The 20,448-nt window shown below is 37.9% G+C and carries 12 protein-coding genes and 1 pseudogene; 3 read left to right on the top strand and 10 right to left on the bottom strand.

The features are described from left to right. Positions 1-941: 941 nt before the first annotated feature. The 3 genes from lolE to E2I05_RS06780 are packed head-to-tail and all read right to left on the bottom strand — an operon-like array spanning position 942 to position 4,160. Positions 942-2,195, bottom strand: coding sequence for a lipoprotein-releasing ABC transporter permease subunit LolE (gene lolE / locus E2I05_RS06790; RefSeq protein ID WP_121852827.1), 1,254 nt, complete (start codon positions 2,193-2,195; stop codon positions 942-944). After that, entirely contained in the window at positions 2,195-2,929 is a 735-nt protein-coding gene (gene lolD / locus E2I05_RS06785; protein ID WP_244935420.1) for a lipoprotein-releasing ABC transporter ATP-binding protein LolD, read from the bottom strand. Before lolD ends, lolE begins: the two co-directional genes overlap by 1 nt. A gap of 4 nt (positions 2,930-2,933) precedes the next feature. Further along, positions 2,934-4,160 carry a lipoprotein-releasing ABC transporter permease subunit gene (locus E2I05_RS06780; RefSeq protein ID WP_121852825.1) on the bottom strand — a complete coding sequence of 409 codons (1,227 nt, stop codon included), beginning with the start codon at positions 4,158-4,160 and terminating at the stop codon, positions 2,934-2,936. 94 nt (positions 4,161-4,254) lie between these two features. Between E2I05_RS06780 and E2I05_RS06775 the strand changes: the two genes are divergently transcribed. Next, positions 4,255-4,833, top strand: coding sequence for a hypothetical protein (locus tag E2I05_RS06775; RefSeq protein WP_121852824.1), 579 nt, complete (start codon positions 4,255-4,257; stop codon positions 4,831-4,833). A 39-nt stretch (positions 4,834-4,872) separates the two neighbouring features. On the opposite strand, the gene E2I05_RS06770 is transcribed toward E2I05_RS06775, so the two are convergent. The 4 genes and pseudogenes from E2I05_RS06770 to E2I05_RS06755 form a co-directional block, all read right to left on the bottom strand. Further along, complete coding sequence (locus E2I05_RS06770) at positions 4,873-8,295, bottom strand: ankyrin repeat domain-containing protein (protein WP_121852823.1); 3,423 nt, start codon at positions 8,293-8,295, stop codon at positions 4,873-4,875. Between the two features lie 154 nt (positions 8,296-8,449). Next, positions 8,450-8,893 carry a copper resistance protein CopD gene (locus E2I05_RS06765; protein WP_121852843.1) on the bottom strand — a complete coding sequence of 148 codons (444 nt, stop codon included), beginning with the start codon at positions 8,891-8,893 and terminating at the stop codon, positions 8,450-8,452. A 576-nt stretch (positions 8,894-9,469) separates the two neighbouring features. Continuing rightward, positions 9,470-9,743, bottom strand: a pseudogene (locus tag E2I05_RS22970) (transposase); the annotation flags it as partial. A 188-nt stretch (positions 9,744-9,931) separates the two neighbouring features. Next, positions 9,932-10,987 (bottom strand): beta propeller repeat protein, encoded by a 1,056-nt coding sequence (locus E2I05_RS06755; RefSeq protein ID WP_133309528.1) that lies wholly within the window; start codon positions 10,985-10,987, stop codon positions 9,932-9,934. A 691-nt stretch (positions 10,988-11,678) separates the two neighbouring features. Here E2I05_RS06755 and E2I05_RS06750 point away from each other — a divergent pair. Continuing rightward, positions 11,679-12,845 (top strand): ankyrin repeat domain-containing protein, encoded by a 1,167-nt coding sequence (locus E2I05_RS06750; RefSeq protein ID WP_133309527.1) that lies wholly within the window; start codon positions 11,679-11,681, stop codon positions 12,843-12,845. Between the two features lie 61 nt (positions 12,846-12,906). Here the strand turns inward: E2I05_RS06750 and ligA are convergent, their stop codons facing one another. From ligA to smc, 3 genes are all read right to left on the bottom strand, one after another. Further along, the gene (gene ligA, locus E2I05_RS06745) at positions 12,907-14,919 is read right to left on the bottom strand and encodes an NAD-dependent DNA ligase LigA (RefSeq protein ID WP_121852819.1); all 2,013 of its coding nucleotides are present in this window, start codon (positions 14,917-14,919) and stop codon (positions 12,907-12,909) included. A 63-nt stretch (positions 14,920-14,982) separates the two neighbouring features. Next, positions 14,983-15,915 (bottom strand): cell division protein ZipA, encoded by a 933-nt coding sequence (zipA, locus tag E2I05_RS06740; RefSeq protein WP_121852818.1) that lies wholly within the window; start codon positions 15,913-15,915, stop codon positions 14,983-14,985. A 23-nt stretch (positions 15,916-15,938) separates the two neighbouring features. Then, a complete protein-coding gene (gene smc, locus E2I05_RS06735) occupies positions 15,939-19,358 on the bottom strand; it encodes a chromosome segregation protein SMC (protein WP_121852817.1) in 3,420 nt (1,139 codons plus the stop codon). A gap of 174 nt (positions 19,359-19,532) precedes the next feature. Here smc and cysZ point away from each other — a divergent pair, with 174 nt between their 5' ends. After that, positions 19,533-20,300, top strand: coding sequence for a sulfate transporter CysZ (cysZ, locus tag E2I05_RS06730; protein ID WP_121852816.1), 768 nt, complete (start codon positions 19,533-19,535; stop codon positions 20,298-20,300). Positions 20,301-20,448 lie beyond the last annotated feature (148 nt).

Here is a 20,448-nt window from a genome sequence, read left to right as displayed (position 1 = left end):
CAAATAAGAAAACGATAACGCAGCACCTTTTATTTAGAAAGAGCGACCAATTTACGCTCTCTCTTTCTTCGATGCTTTTGAGCATTCACTGTTCTGTGTTGTGACCAGCTCACTTAGATGGCTAAGCATCACTGCTCACGCCTTAAACAGATAAATGCTCAAATAGCACAAAATTTAATCATAAAAGATCAACAGACCCTAATGTTTGATAAGAAAATAAAGCCTGTTTAATAATAACGTAAATTCAAACCGTTATGTCATACTCAAAAGGTGAGTATCCAGTGATTTTTGTTAATTTTTACAAAGACACTAGGGGGGCTGTTTATCTTTCGTGATTATTTTTGCAGCGATAAATTGGTCGTTTTATACAAGACAGAGCTTGTGCGGTTTGGTATTCCAAATAAGCAAGCGATAACGCAGTAGAAATGACCTATTTACGCTGTCATAGATGCTTTTGAGCGTTCACTGTTCTGTGTTGTAACCCGTTTACTTAGATGACTAAGCTTCACTGCTTACGCCTTGAACAGATAAATGCTCAAATAGCCCAAAATTTAATCCTGAAAGATAAACAGCCCCTAGATACCAGCCTATGCTTGGTATGACGAAATAGTAACTAATATTTTCAATGAATTATTTTGGAGAGATCACCAGTTCATTAAAGCTAGAAACATCAGTTGATTGCGTTCTCAAGCGTAGAAAAAATGGCTGATAGTAAGGCGTAGCTTGCAGCAAGTAGTTATTCTACTTGCAAAAGTTACAACGCAAATAGCAGTCATTTTAGCAAGCTTGTGAGCGTAGAGCACTTCACTCATTGGATGAAAGCCTTGATGATAAAATCATCATATCGCTCAAATAGTTACGCGTATACTCAGCGTTCAACTGATGTTTTTAGGTTAAAGTAGCCTACTCTACTTAAACCCTGTGCTAGTGTCCATATTGACTTATCCACCAGATAAAGTTTCAGCCGGATCTACTTTAGTGGCTTTCCACGCCGGATAGAGTGTTGATAACAGGCTCATTGCTAATGCCAACCCGACTGAAATATAAACGTCATTCCACTGCAGCTCAGATGGAAGAAAATCAATAAAATAAACATCGCCAGAAATAATCTGTACATTAAATAATTCTTCTATTTGTTTCGCAAGTGCACTTAGGTTTAACGCTAAAATCACACCAATGAAAGCACCGATACTACAACCAATAATTCCGTTTAACGTGCCCTGCACCATAAAAACTTGCATGACTGACGAGCGACTTAACCCCATTGTAATTAATATTGCAATTTCAGATTGCTTATCTCGAACTGACATCACTAGGGTTGAAACCACATTAAAACACGCAACGGCAATAACCAAGGCTAAAGCTAAATACATGACTAATCGAACAAGTTGAATATCTTGATAAACATGACCTTGAGTTCTCGTCCAATCCAGCATATTTACTATCTGTTCTTGGCTATAGCCTAATTGCCTTACCAATCGAGGAGCCATAAAAACATCATCCATTTTTAAGCGCACGCCAGACACTTCATTACCAAACCCCTGTAAACTCTGAGAATAGTCCATGGGGATATAAGCTGTAGTAGACTCTAGTTCTCCACCCAGCGTATACGTGCCTGTAATGACGAATCGGTGACTTTTAGCTGATGCAAAATTACTTGATGAACCAGAAACTTGTTTTGGCACGTACAATGCCAATGTATCGCCTATCTCCAAATTGAGCTTTTTAAGCAGACTCCTACCAACAATGACATGATTACCTTGTTTTGGACCAAGACTATTCCAACTTACTTTATCCGTAAATTGAGGCAGAGTTGAAACCGCACCTTCAAGCTGAGTATCTATGCCGACAAGTTGAATGGCTTGAAAACCACCCTTTTTTTGTACTAATCCATTTATTTTCATAAACGGTGCCGCCGCCGCGATACCCGGTATTTTTTTTGCATCATCAATAAGCCGTTGCCAGTCATCAATTGGCGCATTTACACCAATTAGTTCAGCATGAGGTGTTACGCCAAGAAGTCGCTCTTCAAGCGCTTTCTCAAAACCATTCATTGCCGATAACAAAACAATTAATACACCAACACCTAATGCTATGCCCGCCGTGGATGCAAATGCGATAAAGCTGATAAATTTATTTGACTGCCTAGCCCGATAAAACCGCCATCCTACTGTTAATGCCAAACTACGACTCATTAGTTGGCACCTTCTACAGCTAACTCATTATGCTGTAATGTAGTTTCTTGCAAACTGCCATCTTTCATTTGTAGTTGTCTATCCATTTTTGAAGCCAACTGGTTGTCATGGGTTACAACAACAAATGCAGTACCAAGTTGCTCAGCCAACTCTTGAATCAACTGATAGATGGTTTCACCACTTTTTGCATCTAAATTACCTGTAGGCTCATCAGCAAGTACTAACTTTGGAGAATTAATCAGTGCCCTAACAATTGCTACTCGTTGACGTTCACCACCAGATAGCTCAGCAGGAATGTGATTCAACCGATGGGATAACCCAACTCTAACTAACAGTTTTTTTGCTTTTTCAAGCGCATGGGAGCGGTTGACTCCCTGAATCAAAGCTGGCATTGCCACATTTTCTACCGCAGAAAACTCAGGCAATAAATGATGAAACTGATAAATAAAACCAAGATCTTGATTGCGAATTTGATTTTTCCGAGCTGCAGTTGCTTGATATAGATCTTCTCCTTCAAGCATTGCTTTACCACTTGTTGGTTTATCAAGGGTACCCATAATATGAAGTAAAGTACTTTTACCCGATCCAGAGCTACCTACAATTGCTAATTGCTCGCCCGAATAAACGGTCAGATTGACGTTTTTTAATACCTGAGTAGTAACATCACCATCATGATAGCTTTTACAGACATTTTCGATTTCTAATATGGCTTGCTGTTTCATCAATTTATCCATTTATTTATTCATGTCGTAATGCATTTGCAGGCTCAACTTTAGCTGCACTTAGCGCTGGGTATATTGTTGCTAACAAACTAATCGCCAAGGTACCAATACCAATAACCAAAAGTCTGTGGCCTTCTATCACAACAGGCAAACTTTGGCCAACGCCCAATATTGAAATGCCCATTACTGATAAAATGTCATTCAAGTTTAAACTGATGATCACACCGACAACCAAGCCAGCTATTAGGCCTAAAATTGCATTGAATGTCCCTTGGATCATAAATACGCCCATTACATTTGCTGTAGATAACCCTTGAGTTTTCAATACTGCAACATCTGTAGTTTTATCAATCACCATCATAACCAGCGACGAAATGATATTAAAAGCGGCTACTAAAATGATTAGGCTCAACATCAAGGACATCATATTGTTTTCCATCCTAACCGCTGCGAAATAACTGCCGTAAGTGCTACGCCAATCTGTTATTGACACTTGTTGCTTATCAAATACTTTCCTTATTTGATCCTCTAATACCGATGTTTTATATGGATCATCAAGAAATACTCTAAGCTCATTGACTTCACTTGGTTGTTTTCTGGTTAATCGACGTGCATCTTTATAATGCACGTAGGCAACATGTGCATCAACTTGAGAGCCAGTTTCAAAAATACCAACAAGGGTAAATTTCCTCTGACTGGGAACCGGTCCAATCGGTGAATAGATAACGCCATCACCACTTAGCAAGCGAACTTGCTCACCAATCGAGACTTTGAGTCTTCTGGCTAATTCACCACCTAAAATAATTCTGTATTTACCCGAAACAAGATCTTCCATTGACCCTGGGTAGATATGCTCACTTACGCTAGCGACTAATTCGGCATCCCGAGGAAACATTCCATACAGTTGAACAGCTGATATCGTGCTGGGTGATTGAGCCATAGCTTCAGTCGCTACACTGGGCGCTAAGCCTAACACATGAGGCAAATTTATGATTTTTGATGATCTATCATTCAAATTATCAATAGGGTCGACTGTTTTTATGGTTAACTGCGGGATAGAGCCTAGCAATTTATTTTTCAATTGTCCTTCGAGGCCGTTCATAACTGAACTGACAATAATTAATGATGCAACCCCAAGAAAGATCCCAGTAACCGCAAAAAAAGTAATGAAAGATGCAAAGCTATTTGACTTTTTAGAACGCCAATAACGATAACCGACATAAGTAACGAATTTAAAATTCATGGAAGATGAGTGATATCCTGTGCGTCGAACTTGCTAAATCATATAGATAGGCACGATAATAAGGATATTATCCCCATAAATAAAGAGGCAAATCTTGACCGACGACTCTAACCCGTATTTCAGCGTGCCTCATTCCTTCAAGGCTTTTTTAACACTTTGGCCTAAAGATCAGGGATTACCCACAGAAAATGAACTCCAAGGACTGCAATCTATTGGATTACAGTTACTCAGTGAAGTTAAAAATGTTGAATCAAACTGCTTGATGCAACTCCGACAACTTGAAAGTGACACTAAGTCAGTCGTTGATTACCTCAAACTGCAATCAAAAAAAATTGACCTCATCTTGCAATACGTTCTCGAAAGCGAACCTCAAGATGGTGAGCCAGCCCTCGGGTTAAAGTTTGGTGGCGGTGGAATTGAAGTATTAACCGACTTTTCTGCTCAAATAGGCCAACATTATAAATCGACTGTATTTATTCGAGATGAACTGATTGCATTATTAGCGATAACATCGGTCGATGATTGCCAACCGCATCCAAATGAAGCAAACAAATGGGTGTTAACATTGAGTTTTCAGCAAATTATAGAAGCTGATGTTGAACTACTCGTGAAAGCAAGCTTAAGTGTGCAACAAAAGATGCTGAAAAAACGAAGTCAAAACCGACAGCAATAACCATTATTGTCGGTTTTGGATAAAAACATTTGTTTAATATCACCGACCATGATGTATCCTTGCCTGTGTGCTTTGCCAAATTTGATCATTTAACAAGTGATCAGCACATGGGTTTCCAGTGATAGGGAAATACCCTAGTAGACTGTTTTGTATTGCATAGTAATCCTGTATTTTAGGCGAATTTTCTGTTTTAACAGAATGACTTGGTGTTTGTGTTTTAACAAGTCTTTGGACTCTTCTCGAATCCATTAGCAGTTCTTTTAAAATCTCAACATTTTCGCTTCGTCTATATGTTAAAGCAATTTCTAAAGCAGTTTTATTGCTATCACCTGATGTAAGGTTTGTTATTCGCCGTTGTAACCCTCCCAGTTCCTGTACTTTTTTCCCTAGCACAGCGACACATTTAGGAGATCTTGAACCGGCGGCATAATGAAGGTAATTTTGTCCATTTTTATCATATTCGAGAGGGTCAAAATGCGAGCTAGCTAACATAACTTTTAAAGTTTCAGGGCGTTCACAAGAAATAGCAATTTTAACTAAATCTTTATTCTTCTTATCTTTATCCTTTTTATAAAACTGTGGTTGGTCCCAGAAAAAATTAAAAACGTCTAAACGTTCATTCATTGCGGATAAATGTAGAGCGTTTCTTCCTTCGAGTTCGCGATCGTTGCGCCCTACTTTCGCTCCAGCTTTAATCAAGATGCTTACTGCACTGATTGTCCCCTGCATGGCTGCCAGCAACACTGGTGTTGCGCCTTGCTCATTTGCAATATGCAATTGTTCTTTTCCAAAATCAGTTTGTAAAAGCCATTCGAGCATCTCTTGCTTGTCATGCCTAACAGCTAGGTGTAATAGACCATCCGAATGTTGTGAACCACTGCCAGCTTTCACTATATTGGTCTGCGTTTCTGTTTCTACACCTAAAGATAATAATTGTTCCACAAGCGCTATATTCCCCCTTAAAACAGCTAAATGAATTGGCGCGTAACCTGTATGTGTTATTTGATTAACTAACTCTTTTGAAGCTAAAAATACTTTCATTCTCATTGACTCATCTTCTAACCCTATAGCCCAATGACAAGGTGTTTCACCTTTTTTATTCTCTGAACAGTAGGTTGTTTTTTGAGCTAAAACCAGATCAATGATTTCAAGCGATTTAGAATTGATCGCAAGCATCAACAAGCAGTTACCTTCCCAATCTTTGATTGCTAAATCCGCACCTGCTTCAATCAATTTTGAACATAATTCCACTGACGGTTTTTTAGTTTTTAAAACTTTGATTAAGCTATTTGTAAGCCGTCTGTTATCACAATGAGTTTTTAGTAAGTCCGTCGATAATTCAGCAAGCACTTCTAACGACTCAAATGCTTTACTCTTTTCCGACAATGCGTCTAAAGCAGCAAGCCTTTGTATACAACTACACCGCAAATAAACCAAATCTAAAGCACTTTCACATCTAATGACTTGCTCAGCCGTTGCCGAAGAAATCCACGTTGTTAATTCGCTCTTAAAGCTCGAACAATTTCCTAATAAGCTCTCGATTTTTCCTCTTAAACTTTGAATCACTCTTTCTGTAGCGCTCTTTGAAAGGCTGTTTAAGTTAATGGCATTTATCACTCTCTCAAAATCAGTTACGTTACTACAGTCATCAACTAAGTTTTTTAATAATTTTTCTTCGCATCTATCGAAGGCTTGTTGTTGCGTTTTGTCCAACTTTTTCAGTTTTGTTTGTATCTGCTTAAACTGCCCTAAACTCACTTGCTTTTGGCTGATATGGCTGGATAAATCTTCAATTAACACTTTTTTTATTTCACGAATAAAGTCGCTATCCATATCAAAACAATTTTGTTGATTAAAAACTTCAATGAAGTACAACAGCTTGTAAACATTAGAACTCTGAGTCAACTCTCGCTTCACCTGTAATAAGTACAACTCTTGTATAAAATTTTTCATAGGAGAGTTTGCAAGTAATTTCTGAGAACTTAAAACATCTGATAATTGAATGCAGCCTTCTTTATATAAAATTTCAAATTGCTGCTTAAACTCATTCATTCTTTCTTGTTTAAATACTGACTCTACGTTCATGTCAAACAAACTTTCTTTCGCGCAATCACAAAAATTATCTAACGAATCAGCATATTCAAGTTTTGACAGTGCACAATCCTGCTTAAGATAATGGCCAATTTCCTCAATAGTCATTTTATCTAATAATGGTAAATTGGTAGACCAAGTATAATTAGCTTTAGTGGTTATCAAACCTTCGTGAATGAGTTGCTTTAACTTTTCACAGTAACGGTATTCGGCTACCCCCATCTGCTCATTTGGTAAGCCTTGGAGTTGAATATACTTCTCCCAAACACAAACCATATCTTCTAATGACCTACAAGAATCAATGAGTTGAGAACAAATAGCAAACTTTAAATTATCTCTTATGTCCACTTTTTCTAGATGGTAGGCGTGAAGAGGTATTTGGTTTTCTGTGAATGCTCCAAAACTAAAAATACAACCTTTGTGAGAATGCAAGGGAGTAGATGGGTTAGATGGGTCAGTTCTGATACTGATTACTACTTCAGGTTGCTCTGACTCATGAGCTAAGTCCGTTTTAGTTAGTTTCAAAAAATGTAACGCGAACTGCATCTGAAAATGTTGAGTTAACACTAAACGCTGAACTTTTGTTTGACTCTCAAGTGAAACTTTATCTTTTGGAATTTGCATGGCACTTAAAAGCTTGTTTATTAGCAAATTTAACTCTACATACTCATTACAGTTAACGGAGCAAACTTCGGCTAACTTCTGAGTGACATGATAAGGAGAAGACAATGCATCTACTATTTTTTGAAATTCCTGAATTTTAGTTTGGTGTAAGCAGCCCCTTGATGAGTGATAGCCCTTGGTATTGAAAATACGTAAACCAAGTGAGTTAGATGCATATTGGCGTAACTTGAACTTAGTATCCTTTGTTAACTCAATATCTGGGTTTTTACTTGAAAAAATAATAATTGCTTCATCTAGCAATTTGAACTTCACGTTATTAAGAAGTGATGTTGCACCAATACTTTCCATTTTTAGTGTTATTAGTGCAGGAATAAGATCAGGCATTTTAGATGATGATACTTCACTTGAGTGCAATACTTGCTTTAACGCTACCACCTTTATACTTCTATCTATTTCATCATTATTTACAAGAGATAACACCTCATTAAAGGTCGACAAATATGCTTTTTCCTCACTAAATTTAGCTGAAAGTTGACCTAATTCTTTCTCTAGAACATGAGCCTGCTTTACTTCAACAGTAGACAATTCCTTGCCAAACCGAACAACAATCAGTCCGATATCTGCTGAAACAATTTCACCTAAAGAAGGTACTTCAGAATCAAAGCCAAGTTCGTCATCTACGTCTAGTAATGTAAAGCCGAAATAGCTATTATCTGGTAATGTTGGTAACTCATGTGACGTTGTCATGTCATGCCTACTATTTAACAAATAGTATTTACATAATATATGAGTAGATAGATAACCTAGTTAAACTTGATTAATAATAAGAGCCAGCACAACCTTAAATCAGATTATGCTCACTCCGTAACACGAATACTTAAGTCTATATTTTTAATAAAAATTAGAGCATTAATCCTGTTCGAAACGAAACACCCGCCAATGCAAATAACACCGCAATTATCGTAACAGGAATAATATGCCATGCTAAAGATGTTAAATTTTTTTCTGACAAATTGGGAATTATTCTTAGACGTGCATCCATAGCAAGCACCCCTGTCAAAACGAGTAAAATAAGTTTAATACTGATTAACTTAGATATTGGATCAGAAAAATCAAAAAGCGTTAAATTATCGCCCATTGCGTTTTTCATTAAGAATACACCTGTAGAGATTTGTATTATCAATGCAGGAATTCCTATCTTTTCATAGCAGCTTTCAAACTTTTGAATAAAAGCTAAGTCTTTGTTCTTGAGTACGGAAGGAAGAATGGTGCAGGCCAAAACTAAATGTCCTCCAGTCCAAACTGTTGCAGCAAGTAAATGGAGAGTTAAAGAAAAACTATACATATTTTTAAACTTCAAATGAGTAATAACAGCATCATAACGAACTATCAGGTCGTCAAAATTGATTTTGAGCAAGCAGACATGAAAAGTTTATATTTATACCAATTACCTTAAAAAGCCCCGAATAAATAAAGATAGATGGCGCGCAGCCGCCATCTTATCTGGTTGTTGGATAAGCCATTCTCGGTGTTTTCTACTTTATATATGCAAATATCTCTGTATAAAACCTGTGATGTGAGTAAGCCTTTTTAAAGGCTCACTTTGCTGTAGATATGCCTATTCCTTGGCCGTTTGAGTTTTAAAAAAAAATGCCAATATTCCTGTTGCGTTATGTTGTCATTTTTCTGGTTACTCTTCCCTCAATTGAGTGGTGCCATTATCCTTATTATTGATGTTACTTGGGTTAGTCGAACTGCATGCTAAAGTTCAATGTTTTCTTTATCCCCATAAATTGCATTGGCTGCTTACAGCAAGCGCACAGCTTAATGGCTTTGGTTCTCACTGTGTCGATTTCGGGTAATGCACAGCCCAGAAGTATCGCCAGCAGATGTTGAACTTCTTTCAGCTTTTTTCGATTAGCGTCAGCCAGTAATCCGTAATCTCGCACTCGTCGAAACCCTTTCGGTATCACATGTTGAATGATAAGCCAAAGAAATTTCAACGTCGCCAGTGTACGGATTTGAGTTTGTTTCGTATTACTGTCTTTATAACGGAACGTCACTTCATCTTGAGTCACGTTGATAATTTCTTTGTCCGGCAGTACGCCGCGATACAAATACCTCGACAGATATTGTAACGCCGGTTTTCCTCGACCGACTTTGGTGCAGTCCACAACCCACTTTTTTGGCAGATTATCAGATAGAGTTATACCAATCCAAATAGAATTGTTAGCTGCAAGCTGACAACGTTTGCCCTATCTCCTTCTGTTCAACAGAAATTAAATAGTAAAAATTATCGAATGATATTTGTGAGCAAAGCTACGCAAAAATTCGTGAGTTAATTTGTTGAGAAAACTATTGGCTTGTAATGAACTTTAAAATCTTAGGTCACTGATCTTCTTAACCTGTATTTAAAGTAGTGATATCCATTTCCATCGATAGCGTCTGGATTATCATGTAAAACGAGCAATAGTATCCCTTCTGTATGTTGAGTATTTATAGCTGTAAACCTAAAACCTCTAAAATTTGTTAAACTGACTGGTTCCCCACTCTCTGAAATAAACTTTAAAGGCATTTTCTTAAACTCTTCTTTTCCTCTTACTTTTTTTAATACATGAAAATTACTCTTCACATCCCAAGCAATGAATCCAAGTGAACTGAGGTACGAATGGAAAGGAAATATTGTTAATGGCTGGACTGAATCAGTTTTCAATCTTGACCAAGTTTCCCCACCATCATAGCTACTTATTAATGATGAATTTCCATACTTAAAATCACGATTGATCATTGTAAAATAAATTGCATTATTCAAATGATATCGCTTGAAAGGAAAAGCCAACATCAAAGGAACTCCAGCCCCCTTAAAATTCAATGTCCTCCATAACTCACCTCCATTATCTGAACGCGCCATAACTCCATCCCAAGAATTTATAGCAAATATGTGATTGGAACCCTCCGAACTTGTTATTTGCCAATAATTTCCTTTTAAATTAGTCTCATGGCATGTCAAACCGCCATCTTCTGACAAAAATAGCCCTTCGCCGTTAGAATGACTATTAAACGCAAGCCGATTCCTCTTACCAAGATAACTGATAATGCTGGTTATTTTATGATTTTGTTTATCTTTAATTACCAAAGGACAAGATGTCTTTACCTGTTCCCAGTGCTCTCCGTCATCAAAAGATTTCAGCAACCTATCATTATTAACAGCAGCGAATTCATGGGAATCTTTTGGCGAGGAAACAATTTGCTGCCACCAGCCATGATTTGTGACCCATTTTATATCTTTCCAAGTTTCAGCTCTATCATACGACCGATATAATGTGGAACCGTTTGTAGCGAGTAAGATATTTGGGTCACTGCTTTTAATTATTGAAATATAATTCTTATTAGAAAAGGCTTTAATCGGAGTTAAATCAAGGTAGTAACTTTCTTTCATTTGTTCACTTGCAAAAGAAAAATTCGTAATAACTAACCATATAAAACTGGATAATATAAAGTTTGATTTGATGCATCTCATAGGAAATAACCTCTCTAACACCCTATGAAAAACACTATGCTAATTATCATGGTAATCTAAATATCAAGTTAGTATTAAATATTCATTGCTTGTATAAATCCCCTTCAATACTGAAAGTGTGTATGACGGAAGGAACTAATACCAATTACAGTAATAACTGAACCATTAAGATAAGGATCTCAATCGTCTAATTATTGATGCTTTTTTAAGATTAATCTGTTGTTCATCAAAAAAGCATAAAGCATTTTCGTATTAAATCCAATGTAATCATAATATTAATGACCAAAACAAAGAGTGTACAGTGCATCATAATGAAAAGCCGCTTTAAAGGAAGTGGCCTTGACCAAACAATGCTATGAATGTGGTACATTAAGCTATTACTGCTAGTGAGGAGCCCGTTATGAGTGCTGACTATTCTACATTGTCTTTATCACATTCAAGGCAAGATTCATGGAGTATCGAGCCATCACCGTTATTGCAACCTGCTCCTCATGAAAGTAAAATATCATTTCAAAATCCAAAATTACCGCAACCCACTTTACTTAAAGCCTATTACTCACCGAACGTCAAAAAACAGCAACCTTTAGGGCTAGACTCCCCCTCTACGGCCATGCTTTCATGTTTTCATTCTCAGGTTTCTAAACCATCATCTCGAGAGCTTGATACAGGAAAATTCTTTGCATTTCCTCCTAAAAAACAACTCACAACAACAAAGCCAGACGTAAAACCAAACCAGCAACTCCTCCCGCCTATATTGAACGGTCCATTTCAACCGACTGGATTTACAAGAAAATCGATCATTAGCTCTCGAGCACAACTTACAGTTCCTCTAGGGGATCAGAGGCTAGTTGCTCAAATATCAGAGCATACTTCAAAACTAAGTAAATACATTTCTGAATACCCTACTAACAAAATTAAGCCTATTTTACTTTCTAGAATTAAAAATCTTTTGCAAGAATACCCTCAGTGCTTAAGAACAAGGCACCTATTCGCGGTATTCCAAATAAATAATTCAGAACTTAATGAGGTTTTATTTGAATGTCCCTCATTTACGCCCATATTTCTTGCAACAGGCCAGCTTGCTTTAAAACATGATGCCATAGCTAATTCTATGGATTCACCACTTTGTATTGCAATCAGAACTGGAAACATAGCCTTACTACAAGTTTTAATTGAGTATAATGCGTCACTAAACTTAATTTATGAGAACAACCAAAATATCTTTCACTTTTTAGGAAGTAGAGGAGAGTACTCCATACTCAAGCCCGTAATTGATGCTTGGTACAAGCAATATGGAAGTCAAGGATTGGAAGAAAAACTGCTGTGCAATGAAACACAATTTGGGGATACGCCCGCACATATCATTATGAAAAAAGGCGATTTTAAATGCGTTGAGTTTCTACTGTGTAACGCTTCAATGTCTGTTTTAGGCGCTGAAAACAAAAAACGAACAACCCCAATGCAAACTTGTGGTAGAAGAAGAGATTTCAGTCATGCATGGATCTCCTATTTATTTGATCATAATAAAAAGATTTCTCATTTAAAATCCAAAATTGCCACTCACTCAGAGCAATATACAAAACAAACTCAGCAAGCTTGTTCGCAAGAACAAGTAATATCTCAGCAAGCCAAAGCTAACCTAGTACTTGAAAAGCAAATTTCAAACCTAGAGCAAGAAGTTTTAAAATTGACAGATGAACGATTAAGGCTTCATCATTTGAATGAAGCCTTGCAAGTCGAGAATCTAACTTTGAAGTTGAAAACAAAAAAAAGCTAAAAATAAAAACCAAGCTATCTGAAATTAATCATTCAAGCAGTTGAATACATTCGTAAATAAACTATGAAGATATAGTAGCCAGTAATTCGTCTTCATCAATGACTTTTATTCCTAACTCTAATGCCTTAGCAAGTTTAGAACCAGCTGATTCACCTGCAACCACGCAATCAGTATTCTTAGATACACTTCCCGCAACTTTTGCACCTAACTCCTGCAGTCTTGCTTTAGCATCTGAGCGATTGAGCTGAGTTAATGTACCGGTTAATACCCAAGTTTGCCCTTTCAACGCTTGAGAGTCTTCAGTAACAGCTTGAATTTCTGGCCAATGCACGCCTGCTTCGATTAACGCATCAATCACTTCATTATTATGTGGCTGTTTCAAAAAGTGAGAAAGGTGCTGGGCAACAATCGTTCCAACATCTTCAACGGCTGTAAGTTGCTCAATGTCTGCCATTCGCAATGCTTCTATCGATTTGAAATAACTCGCTAAGTTTGCTGCTGTTGCTTCACCGACTTCTCGAATACCAAGTGAGTATAAAAATTTTGCAAGTGTTGTTGCTTTTGCTTTTTCAATAGCCTGAACAAGGTTCGTCGCTGACTTCATCCCCATACGATCAAGCATGGTCACCATAGATGCGGTTAACTTAAATAAATCAGCTGGTGTTTTAATAAGCTCTTTATCAATTAGCTGCTCAACGACTTTATCGCCCATACCATCAATATTCATCGCCTTACGCGAAGCAAAGTGTTTAATGGCTTCTTTGCGTTGTGCTTCACAGAACAAACCACCCGTACACCTTGCAACAGCTTCACCTTCTAACCTTTCGACTAATGAATCACAAATTGGACAACATGAGGGAAACACAATATCACTGGCGTCACTAATGCGCTTTTCAGGGACGATTGATACAATCTGCGGAATGACATCCCCAGCACGACGAACAATAACGGTATCACCAATTTTTACGCCAAGGCGCTCAATTTCATCAGCATTATGTAACGTTGTATTTGATACCGTCACCCCACCAACAAATACCGGCTTTAAACGAGCTACTGGCGTAATGGCACCTGTTCGACCGACTTGGAAATCTACCTGTTCAAGCCTAGTCATTTCTTCTTGCGCTGGAAACTTGTATGCTATTGCCCAACGGGGTGCTTTGGCAACAAATCCAAGCTCTAACTGTTGATCAATTGAGTTGGTCTTTATCACTACACCGTCAATTTCATAGGCTAATTCACCTCGACGTCTTAAAATATCCGCGTAGTAAGCTGTCACATCTGACAATGTTATACACACTTTTACTTCGTCGCTGACTGGTACGCCCCAAGATTTAAGCTGCATCAATTGCTCAAAGTGGCTCAGTTTAAGCGGCCAACTTTCTGGCTCAACCACACCGAGCGCATAAGAATAAAAACCTAAATTTCGACTCGCAGTAATACGACTGTCTAACTGGCGTAAACTTCCCGCGGCCGCATTTCTCGGATTAACAAACACTTTATCGCCTTTTGCTTTTGCTGCGTCGTTCACTTTATTGAATGATGCATGGGGCATAAAGACTTCACCGCGTACTTCGACTAAGGGAGGAAATTCCCCTCGTAATTTTAATGGAATAGAACGAATAGTTCTTACATTCATTGTTATGTCTTCGCCAACACTACCATCACCACGGGTCGCCGCTCGCTCTAACACTCCATTACGATATAAAATGCTGACAGCTAGCCCATCCAACTTAGGTTCACAGCAATATTGAATCTCACCAACCTTTTCAACATTTCGATTGTTAAAAGCACCGAGGTCTTCTTCATCAAAGGCATTATCTAAGCTAAGCATGGGTTTTAAATGAATGATTGGGTCAAATTTGCTTAACGCTACACCACCAACACGCTGTGAAGGAGAGTCTTCTCTCACCAACTCAGGAAACGATTTCTCGAGCTCTTTAAGTTGATTCATTAATCGATCATATTCAGCGTCAGGTACGCTTGGCTCATCGTCTACGTAATAACTAATATTGTGTTTATTTAATAGCTCTGATAATTCAGAGATTTCGGCTGCAGCTTTCTTAATATCGATCATATCTTGTCTCTGTAACTAAAAAGGCCGCTATTGCGACCTTTTCTAAAAATATTAATTTTACTTTTACGATTTTATGCGCCTGATGTAATCCAACTTCTTTGCTTCATCCCACGGCTCTCGCTGACCATCCATTACCGTTGCGCCTAAATCATCGGCCATCTGCATGGCAGAGTTCAACATGATAGAAAAGTTATGTAAGGCTTTTCCATGGCAAGGTAATCGCATGAACATGACTACGCCTTGAGTGCTAAATTGCTCCATATTATCTGGATCAAAAACGCCTGGATTTACCATGTTAGCGATTGAAAACAGTACCTTCCCGTTTCCAGATGCATCTTGATGTCTATGAAAAATATCCATTTCACCAAACTTAAAGTTCATGCTCAGCATAGATGGAAGTAGCTCTGCACCTTTAAGCATTTCTCCACTTTTCCCCATTACATGCAAAACTAACACATCATATGGATCAGGTAATTCTTCTTCCACATCTTGTGGCTGTTCGACTGATGCTTCATTTTGAGAATCAGCACTAGGCTCAGAAGTGATCTCTGACTTTTCATTTACGTCTGGATTTTCTAGTTCTTGAGCATTAAGCTCTTGATTATCAAACAATCCTACTTGTGTCGGTTCCATAACAGGCTCATCTCGTTTCGCAATAATAGCGGGTTCATCCATTACATCTGCATTTAATGCTGGCTCAACTCGACGTTGTGTTTCAGTTTTAATATTCGGCTCAACTGAAGTCTCTTTAATTGAGCTTTCAGTTTGGACTTCTGCTCGTGCTCTTTGGGCAGAACGAACTCGAACTTCACTTATGCCATCAACATCAAAGCCATCAGCATCTCGAACTTGTTTTGTAAGAACTTTTCTATGGGGTTTCTTTTGTCCCTTTATGTTATTCATCTGTTGACGACGAATAGACCAAATTCCATGAATCATCACTCCTAAAATAGCGATTCCACCCAGTACCCCAAAAATTAGTCGTAGGTCTTCCATTCGTTACCCTGTTCTTCCAATCATTATCCTGCATCTGCCAATGCAACTGCTTCATCAATATCCACAGTTACAATACGAGAGACTCCCGGCTCATGCATCGTTACACCAATTAACTGCTCAGCCAATTCCATGGTGATTTTATTATGGCTAATATAAATAAACTGTACTGTTTTTGACATTTCTTTTAATAATCGACAAAAACGTTCAACATTCGCATCGTCTAGCGGAGCATCAACTTCATCCAACATACAAAATGGTGCTGGATTTAACCTAAAAATTGCGAATACTAATGATAAAGCGGTTAAAGCTTTTTCTCCACCAGAAAGTAAATGAATTGTACTATTCTTTTTACCGGGCGGTCTTGCCATGATCGTCACACCCGTTTCTAGTAAGTCATCATCGGTAAGCGCTAAGTAAGCACTGCCGCCACCAAATACTTTTGGAAATAACTGACTTAAATCTTCATTCACTTTCTCGAACGTCGTTTTAAAACGAATTCGTGTTTCTTTATCAATCTTGCGTATTGCAGATTCTAAACTTTGAAGCGCTTGATTCAAATCATCACATTGACCATCTAGATAATTTTTCCGCTCACTTTGTTGTTCAAATTCGCTAATCGCGGCTAGGTTTATGGCTCCTAGCTGTCTGATCTGGCTTCGAACTCTTTCAAGCTTTTGTTGCCATTGTGATATATTGGCATTATCGTCAAGCTGCGACATAACAGTTTGTAACTGAATGCCCTCTTCTTTTAACAATTGTAATTGACTATCAGCTTGCCCCTTTAAACCTTCACGTTGTAACTTTAACTCGCTGATTGACTGAGTCAAGCCTTGTATTTGAACCACATGCTTTTGCTGCTCACTTTTTAAACTATCTATTTGCTGTTGCAGTTCAAGCTGTTGGCTTCTTATCTCATTGAGCTCTTTTTGCAGATCCGTTTGTTTACTTAATAGTTTCTGCAACTGAAGTTCTATGGATGCATCTTTTATAGATTCACCTACGGCTTCATTTGCATTGCTCTCTTTCGAGATTCGCTGCAATTGAACCGCTAATTCTATTTTTCGCAGATTGTTTTGTTCCACTTGTTGTTTAACAAGTGCTTGTTGTGTCAAAAGGTTTTGTAACTTACTTTGTAGCTCATTTCTGCTTTGTTGCGCTTGTTGAGATTGTTGCTTTAAATTTTGATGCTCAATGCGATAGGTCTGAACTTTGGTTTCACTAGAAACTAGTTCTTGCTGAACTTGCTCTGAAAGTGCATATAACTGGAGTTGCTTCTCATGATGGCTTTCTCGGGTTAACTCTAACTCAACTTGTTGCTTTGTTGAGTATTCTAATTGCTCAAGTAATAATTTTTTTTGTACTTCATCTTTTTCTTTTTGCTCCCGAACGGCAGCTTGCTTTGATAAGATGCTGGTTCTTAATAAATTACTTTCTTGTAAAGACGAATTAAGCTGTTTGTGCTTTTCATTAAGCTCTGTACGTTGCTCCAAAAGCTGAGTTAAGCTTTCATTTAATTGTTTCTGTTTAACTTCAAGTGATTTCACTTGCTGAGTCAGGTGTTCTTGCTCACTCACTAAACTCAATTGAGATTGACTCGTTTCTGCCTTACCTAATAAAAATCCATGTCCCAATAAATAACCGTCTTTTGTTGCTATCAGGTGAGACTGATTAAGATCAGGTAGTAACGATTTCGCCTCGGTTAAATTTTCAGCGCAGTGCACGCCATCCAACCACGGAGACAAATTCACTTCAGACGAGCTCAATAGTTTATGGGTAGTTTTACCGTCAGACTCGACAAAGCCATTATGCTCAGTCGAAAGTAATTCCATTAAGGTAACATTTGATGATAGTAAGTGCCCTAAAACCACTTCTACGGCTTTTTCCCACCCAGGACTAGCATTTATCACTTGCCACAATTGTTTCTCCGTTGTTGACTGACTCAATAACAATTCACTATTGATAAAGGCTAAACGGGATGTATCCACTGCAACAGCTTGCTGATTTTGCTGTTGTTGCTGTTGAGATTGATGGATATCAATCTCTAAAGACTGCAAATCCTTCGTGTTGTTTTGTATCCTATTTTCATCATCAGCAATGTGCGCGATTAATTCTTGCAATTTTTTTGAATCATCACTATCAACGCTGCTTTCGTCTTCCAAAACTGCAAGCTGTTGCCGATAAATATTTATTTGATCGCTGACTTGAAGTATTTGACTTGCACTGTGCTCAATTTGGGTGGCAAGTACTTGCTGTTGAGAATGAACATTACTCAATTTTTGTTTTTGCGCGTGAAAATTATCTTGTTGGCTTCTGCCCGTTTTTTCATATTGTTCTATTTGATCAATCAGTTGCCCAAGCTTTTCATCCATCAGCTCAAACTCTGGTTGAGCATGATTTACTTCTTCATCCAAACGGTTTAATTGATTAATTTGTTGTTCTACTTGAGTTTCAAGATCACTTTGTTTGCTTTTTATCTCATTTACTTGCTGATTTGATTGCTCTTCTCGCTCTTTTTGATGGCTAATCTGTTGTTCAAGCTTAGCGATTTGAGTGCCTGATTGATAAAATTCAGCCACTTTTTTCTGTTCAATTCCAACAAGCTCACTGAGTCCAATATTTAATTCGGTTTGCTTGGTTGTGACTGTCTGATTTTCAGATTGAGCCTTTAAAAGCTCTGTATCTAACTGATTAATTTTTGCCGATAGTTCTTCAGTTTTTTTAACATGATCTTCATATCTTAAAACCAACAGTTCTGCATGAGTTTGACGTTCAACTTTTTTATGCTCTCGATATTTCAATGCTGCTTTAGATTGTTCCGACAGTTTATCGAGTTGCAGCGCTAATTCGCCACGAATATCACCTAATCGCTCTAAATTCTCTCTGGTGTGTCTAATTCTATTTTCAGTATCACGACGCCTTTCTTTGTAACGTGAAATTCCAGCAGCTTCTTCAATAAATACCCTTAGATCTTGAGGTTTAGATTCAATCAGCCTTGAAATCATGCCCTGTTCAATAATGGCGTAACTTCTAGGCCCAAGCCCAGTGCCCATAAATAAATCGGTAATATCTTTACGGCGACATTTTTGGCCATTTAGATAATAAGTTGAATCACCGTCACGAGTGACTTGCCGCTTAACTGATATTTCTTGATAACTCGCGTATTGCCCAGGCAATCGACCGTCTTGATTGTCAAAAAACAACTCTACGCCAGCGACAGATACAGGACGCCTTGCACTCGACCCGCTAAATATGACATCCGTCATGGCGCCACCACGAAGATGTTTGGCGTTGCTCTCACCCAAAACCCAACGAACAGCATCAATGACATTAGATTTCCCACAACCATTGGGTCCAATCACACCTGTTAGAGCTTTTTGAAAAGGGATTTTTGTTGGGTCAACAAACGACTTAAATCCAGCCAGCTTTATCTGTTTTAGTTTCATTAATGGGCTGTTAGTTACTCTAAAAGAAAGGAAGAACAATCTAATGGTTACTTTAGCAAAGCACGCAGCATTTTGTAACGTTTTTTATAAAAGTGTTAACCATTTACGACTTGTCATTCTTGATTGAGTTATTCACAATCAATAATAGACAATAGTTTTGAGATCTTAATCTTTATGAGTACACAAATTCCAGCAAAAAGCGGTGTAAATTATTTTTTAGAAGGATTTAAGTTAATAAAACAGCCTGGTCTTCGAACCTTTGTGTTTATTCCATTAACGATTAACTTGATTTTATTTGCAGGAGCATTTTATTTAGCATTAAGCCAACTTCAAATTTTGTTCGATTGGCTTGATACCCAACTACCAGAAATGCTGAACTGGCTTCGTTTTTTGCTTTGGCCTATTGCCATCATTACGATGTTGATCACCATGTCTTTTGTATTCAGTTCTGTGATGAACTGGTTATCCGCTCCTTTTAATGGCTTGCTGGCTGAAAAAGTTGAGCAATCGTTAACAGGGAAGCCCATGAATACGGGCGGCACTATGGATTTGATCAAAGATTTACCCAGAATCTTGGGACGAGAATGGCAGAAATTTAAATACTATTTGCCCAGAGCAGTTTTAATCCTATTGCTCTTTTTTGTTCCTGTCATTGGCCAAACCGTTTTTCCTATCGTTTGGTTTATGTTTACTGCATGGATGATGGCGATTCAATATTGTGATTACCCATTTGATAACCACAAAGTAAAATTTGAAGATATGAAATTTGCATTAAAGCAAACTCGTGGGTCGAGTTTTAGTTTTGGCGCAACCGCGTCACTGTTTTCAATGATCCCGATTGTAAACTTCATTGTGATGCCCGTCGCTATTTGTGGAGCCACGGCAATGTGGGTCGATAAATACCGTGAAGCTTATCGAAACAATGTGATAGCTCCAGATTAAATTTGGGGCTCTTAGGGATCTAGCGATTTAGAAAGTACCAATCTTTGTCATACCAGCCAAAGCCAAGACTAGTATCCAGTGTCTTTCTATAGGAAAAAGCAAAGGCACTAACTCCGACATACAAAACTGTCGTTACTTCGTTCCCAGC

Source organism: Parashewanella spongiae, assembly GCF_004358345.1.
Lineage (GTDB): Bacteria > Pseudomonadota > Gammaproteobacteria > Enterobacterales > Shewanellaceae > Parashewanella > Parashewanella spongiae.
This window is presented reverse-complemented; position numbering and strand designations above follow the sequence as displayed.

What these genes read in the sequence shown, in the direction of transcription:
- lolE (WP_121852827.1), bottom strand. Translation starts at nt 2,195, where the DNA reads ATGAGTCGTAGTTTGGCATTAACAGTAGGATGGCGGTTTTATCGGGCT.
- lolD (WP_244935420.1), bottom strand. Translation starts at nt 2,929, where the DNA reads ATGGATAAATTGATGAAACAGCAAGCCATATTAGAAATCGAAAATGTC.
- E2I05_RS06780 (WP_121852825.1), bottom strand. Translation starts at nt 4,160, where the DNA reads ATGAATTTTAAATTCGTTACTTATGTCGGTTATCGTTATTGGCGTTCT.
- E2I05_RS06770 (WP_121852823.1), bottom strand. Translation starts at nt 8,295, where the DNA reads ATGACAACGTCACATGAGTTACCAACATTACCAGATAATAGCTATTTC.
- E2I05_RS06765 (WP_121852843.1), bottom strand. Translation starts at nt 8,893, where the DNA reads ATGTATAGTTTTTCTTTAACTCTCCATTTACTTGCTGCAACAGTTTGG.
- E2I05_RS06755 (WP_133309528.1), bottom strand. Translation starts at nt 10,987, where the DNA reads ATGAAAGAAAGTTACTACCTTGATTTAACTCCGATTAAAGCCTTTTCT.
- E2I05_RS06750 (WP_133309527.1), top strand. Translation starts at nt 11,679, where the DNA reads ATGCTTTCATGTTTTCATTCTCAGGTTTCTAAACCATCATCTCGAGAG.
- ligA (WP_121852819.1), bottom strand. Translation starts at nt 14,919, where the DNA reads ATGATCGATATTAAGAAAGCTGCAGCCGAAATCTCTGAATTATCAGAG.
- zipA (WP_121852818.1), bottom strand. Translation starts at nt 15,915, where the DNA reads ATGGAAGACCTACGACTAATTTTTGGGGTACTGGGTGGAATCGCTATT.
- smc (WP_121852817.1), bottom strand. Translation starts at nt 19,358, where the DNA reads ATGAAACTAAAACAGATAAAGCTGGCTGGATTTAAGTCGTTTGTTGAC.
- cysZ (WP_121852816.1), top strand. Translation starts at nt 19,533, where the DNA reads ATGAGTACACAAATTCCAGCAAAAAGCGGTGTAAATTATTTTTTAGAA.